At 34.4% G+C, this 3,843-nt stretch carries 1 protein-coding gene; it reads left to right on the forward strand.

The genetic code is table 11. The annotated features are described in order from the left end of the window. Positions 1–428 precede the first annotated feature (428 nt). Entirely contained in the window at positions 429–3,452 is a 3,024-nt protein-coding gene (locus tag AB1349_13180; protein MEW6558276.1) for a DUF927 domain-containing protein, read from the forward strand. The last annotated feature ends 391 nt before the right edge of the window (positions 3,453–3,843 follow it).

Genomic DNA, 3,843 nt, shown 5'->3' on the forward strand with positions numbered 1-3,843 from the left:
ATTTTATGAAAGTAAACTCTATAAATTATTTATATATATAACTTTATAACGTTTAACTTTATAAAAATACGTGATTACTAATATAAATTCTATAAAAAATAAAGAATATTTAAAATATGATCTGGCACGGAAAAAACCTTATGTCATAAGGCAATAAAGAATCTGGCACGACGATATAACAGATCTGGCACGACGAAAAAGAAGGAATTAACAGACTATAAAGAGAATAACAAAACGTCAAAATAATGAGGGTTTTATGGGTTAGAAAGAGTAATACCGAGCTGGAACTCGGTATCACTGGTCTAACTTATTCATAATGATTTACCTAGATAGACAAATTAAAAAGTCTAATTAATTTTTTCTAGGAAATCATAATAAACCCTTCTAATAAATTAAAAAAATTTATCTTTTGAAGGGAGTTTTTATATATGCAGTTTATAACAAACCTTTATAAATCAATTACTCATGAAAAAATATGGGGCCCTGGAGGAGCAATACCTTTAAAAAATTTTAAACCAAACTCAGGAGGATATACGGCATCATGCCCTAACCCGGCACACCAGGACAAAAAACCAAGCTTCCTCATGAAAGAAGGCATACCTGCAGGTAAATGTCAGTCATGCGGATATTTCCTCACATGGTTTGGTGCCATAGCTCTCTCCCTGGGTTTCAATCACACGGTAAAAGGAAAAGACTTCTGGAAAGTAATACATACACTGGCTAACTTTAACGGAGGTCTTCACATTGATTTCTCTCCGGAAGAAAAAGAACAATATGAGCTCATACATGAAATTCAGGAAATTAAAAACTCTTTATCCTTATACCTCCATAAACAGCTTTTAGAGAATCCATGGTCTGAACAGACAAAAGAATATCTTAAACTAAGAGGAATAACTCAGGAATACATTACACGCTTTCCCATGATAGGCTTCTACCCCCAGACTGAAACAGTGGAACAATACCTTCTTTCAGAAGGCTTCAGCCATGAAGCTATACAGGAAAGCAATGTCCTTCAGAAGTGTTTTCAGAATAACTGCCTTATATTCTCTTACAAAGACGAAACAGGAAATACCCTGGGCTTTAAGGGCAGAAAACCATCTAAAACAAAAGACATTAAATATCAAAAAGGCTTTAAAGGAGAAATAAAAGATAAGTCCATTATGGGTTTTGAAGCATGTAATCTTGTGGTTAAAGACAGCGAACATGTCATATGCCTTGAAGGAGAATTCGACTGGCTCACCGCACAGGTAGCCAGTATTAAGCAACATAACATGACAGGGGAATTTGTCTGTTTCGGAGGTTCAGACATTAAACCTGAAAAACTCCTCTCCCTTAAGAGGGGGGGAGCTAAAGTTTTATACCTCTCATTTGACCCTGATACGGCAGGTAAAAAAGCTACAAAAGAGGCTATTAAATACGCCGAAGAAATAGGATTATGCACCTTTGTTATAGACCTTCCCGGAGCAGATCCCGATGACTTCATAAAAACTCAGGGATTATCACAATATGAAACATTATTTAAAAAAGCTGTTACATCAGGAGAATGGTTAAAAAAAGAGTTTCTATCAAAATACCAGTCATTAAACAAAGAAACTATAGAAAAAGCTAAAATAGATCTCCTGGAAGAAGCTAAAAATCATAAAGGATTGGTACTGGATTCTTTCATAGAACATACTTCAAAAGAGCTTAATATAGACACTAACCACATACGGCAGATGATTGAAAAACGATATCAGGAACTTAATAAAGGGATTGAAACTTTCCCTTTAAAAAACTTCCTTCCGGATGCACCCGGAGCAGAAAACTTCCTCCTCCCTTCCGGATGGATATTAAATAACCAGGGGCTTATAAGAATAACCTGTGCTAAAAATGAAGTTAAGGAAACACCAGTTGCTACAGCACCGTTTTTTGTTTCTTCAAGATCCAGAAACCTTGACTTTATGCAGGAAAAACTGGAATTAACTTACTTAAGAGATAAAAACTGGAAAACACTTTACGAAGAAAGAGCAACCCTTTTAGACCATAGAAAAGTTGTTCAACTGGCAGGTAAAGGATTCCCTGTAAACTCACTTAATTGTAAGGAAATAGTTCACTTTATTAATGATTTTGAAGCTATTAATGATGAACAACTTCCTAAAAAAACCACTGTATCAGGGTTCGGATGGAAAAAGGAAAAAGGTGTTCCCTTCTTTGTCCTTCCTGATAAAGCAATCGGAACAAATACATCAATAGTATTTGAACCTGAAGGATTGGGTGATGAAAGATTCGCCAGAGCTTTAAGGCAGGAAGGTAATATTGACGACTGGAAAAGAGGTATAACACGATGTATTGACTATCCGAGGGTAATGTTTCAGATTTATGCTTCCCTGACTCCTCCACTTCTTGAACTCCTTGACGCTCCGAACTTTATAATAGACAACTGGGGATTAACCTCTATAGGGAAAACAACCGTTATTGAAATAGCAGCTTCAATATGGGGGTTACCAATAAAAGAACAGGGAGGACTTATAATTGCCTGGGATGCGACAAAAGTATCTATTGAACGCCTGGCATGTCTCTTTAATCATCTTCCCATATTCCTTGACGACTCCCAGACGGCTAATGAAAAATCTATAGCAAATACACTATATATGATTGCTAACGGAACAGGAAGACTCAGAGGAGCTCTTAAAGGAACTCAAAAGACTTCACACTGGAGAACTATTGCCTTCTCTACAGGAGAAAGTCAGTTATCGGGAGTAACAGAATTTGAAGGAGCTAAAGCAAGAATAATAAGCTTTTATGGTTCACCTTTTGAATCTGAAGAACAGTCTGGACTTATACAAAAAATAAAATCAGATCTGCATTACAACTATGGCCTGGCAGGACCTGCATTCATACAAGAACTATTTAACAGAGGATATCATCAATCGAACATATCTTTAAGAGAAGAATACAGACATGCAACAATGGAACTGGCAAAATTAGGAAAAGACAATATATCGGATCGTATGGCTCAGTATTTAGCAGCAGTCCAGGTAACAGGAAGACTGGCAGAAAACATATTCAAATTCGGTGGAAAAGTAGAAGACATAGTAAGAAATATGTTTAATTATACCTGTGGGGAAAACAAAGAAAGAGGAGATTACCCGCAAAGAGCTTTAGAGCATATTGTTTCATGGATACAGGCTAATCAAAATAGCTTTGATAAATCTGATCATCTGGCAACGGTAGAAAAAGGTGAAATATATGGAGTAATAAGAGAAGGTGAATACATAGGGATCTTTCCTCATAAATTTAAAGAAATCATTAAGAAAAGTGAATTCGATAGTTCCTCTATAATTAAAGCCTTTAAAGATAGGAAATGGATACATACAACAAAAGGCACACATACTTATCCTGTAGGTTTCAGAAACAAAATGATTAGAATGATAAAAATTAATTGGAATGCCTTCAAAAATCAATGGCAATAAAGAACTAAACGATCTTCGAATGAGTAAAAAATAAAATTCTTTTTATATTTTTTTAATTTTACATGAAGAAAATTTTTTTTGACTGTAAGGCTGTAAGGTATAATTTTTATATATAAAAAAGTCTTATAATATAATATTTTTAATACCTTACAGTCACCTTACAGTCACCTTACAGTACTTACAGTACCTTACAGTACCTTACAGTACACCTTACAGTCACCTTACAGTCAAAAAACGTTATAAATACTATATTTTTTGATACCTTACAGTACTTACAGTACTTTTTTTATATTTTACATGCAAAAATAAAAATATTTTTTTTACTCATAAAAAATGGCGTAAATACTATGGTTAATTTTTAGTAAATTTTCCAATTTTTTCATAAACTCTT

This window comes from Elusimicrobiota bacterium (genome assembly GCA_040757695.1).
Classification (GTDB): domain Bacteria; phylum Elusimicrobiota; class UBA8919; order UBA8919; family UBA8919; genus JBFLWK01.